Here is a 534-nt window from a genome sequence, read left to right as displayed (position 1 = left end):
CCGGTAGGTTCACCTATGTCCACGACGTGCGACTGCCCGGCATGCTGCACGGCCGCGTCGTCAGGCCGCCTTATGCCGGTTTCGACTCCGGTATTCATGTCGGCTCCAGCCTGATTTCGGTGGATGAGAACTCGGTCGCAGATGCGCCGGGGATGGTGGCGGTGGTGGTGATAGGCGACTTCGTCGGCGTGGTTGCGGCACGCGAGGAGCAGGCCATCGAGGCAATGCAGAGTCTCAAGGTGGAGTGGCGCAGCGCCCCCGATATGCCCGACCTCAATACGCCCGAGGCAGCCTTGCGCGGGAATCCATCGACAGCCCGAAAGCTGGCCGATCGAGGAGATGTTGAACGCGGCCTCGGCGCGACAGCCGAGCCGATGCAGCGCACTTATGTCTGGCCTTACCAGATGCATGGTTCGATCGGACCGTCCTGTGCGGTCGCCGACTGGCGCGACGACGGCCTGASCGTCTGGTCGGGCACGCAGAACCCATTTCCGATGCGCACCGACCTGGCAAAACTTCTCGACATATCGGAAG

Annotated in this window: 1 protein-coding gene; it reads left to right on the top strand. The window is 63.8% G+C overall.

The genetic code is table 11. From position 1 onward, the window contains the following. The coding region (locus tag AC1D0I_RS32940; protein WP_477400240.1) for a molybdopterin cofactor-binding domain-containing protein at positions 1 to 534 on the top strand (534 nt) is incomplete at both ends.

The sequence above is a fragment of the Mesorhizobium sp. P2_D1 genome, assembly GCF_056404455.1.
This window is presented reverse-complemented; position numbering and strand designations above follow the sequence as displayed.